At 60.0% G+C, this 745-nt stretch carries 1 protein-coding gene; it reads right to left on the bottom strand.

Annotated elements, in window-relative coordinates; all coding sequences use genetic code 11:
- On the bottom strand, positions 1-745 hold a 745-nt coding region (locus tag GHN86_RS23000; RefSeq protein ID WP_153387385.1), incomplete at both ends, for a Tn3 family transposase.

Genomic DNA, 745 nt, shown 5'->3' with positions numbered 1-745 from the left:
GTGCAGGATGGCGAAGTTGGCCTTGTTGATGCTGTGCATGTCGCCGGTGATCGCGCTCGGCACGATGTCCGACGTGTTGCGGTACCAGATGTCGAACACGTGGTGAGCCTCGTACTCGTGTGCGCCTATCAGGTAGCCGTTCAACGGCACGTGATTGCACAGCAGCGTGTAGGCGACGACGCCCTTGCCGCGGCCGAAATATTTGCGCGAGTAGCGCGCCTTCACAGTTGGTCGCTCGACGCCGAATTTCTGCCCATCAACGGCACCGTACAACGAATCGAGGTCGAACGAGTAATGCGGGAAGATCGGCAGTGCGGCGATGGCGTTGCTGATGCAATCGTTGGCCACATGTAGCGTCGCCTGGCGCAGGTACTGCTGGTAGGTACTCTCCAGGACGTGGTACGGGATGTCGCTGGTACGTGCCATAACCTGGTTGCCGTGGTTCATGGCTTGGGCAATGATCACCGCCATCAGACTGTCGGCGTCGGCTACCTTCTTCGCATAGCGTGGCTGCAATGGTGTCAGCGCCGACAGGAACTGGCACTGGCCGTTGACGAAGCGAAACACGTCGGCGACATCGCAGTATGGCAGTTGCTCGTAGAGAGCTTGCTCGCGCGCCTTCTGGTTCTCCCCCTTGGGCTTGCGCCAGGTCAGTCTCTGCGTGTCCTTGTCGTATTCCAGGTGCGTCAGCTTGCCCTGTTTCAGCTCGCGATTGAACGCCACCCATTGCGCACGCAACTCGGCC

The sequence above is a fragment of the Pseudomonas helleri genome (assembly GCF_009600315.1).
Lineage (GTDB): Bacteria > Pseudomonadota > Gammaproteobacteria > Pseudomonadales > Pseudomonadaceae > Aquipseudomonas > Aquipseudomonas helleri_A.
The sequence above is the reverse complement of the archived record's forward strand: the minus strand, read 5'-3'. Positions and strand labels throughout refer to the sequence as shown.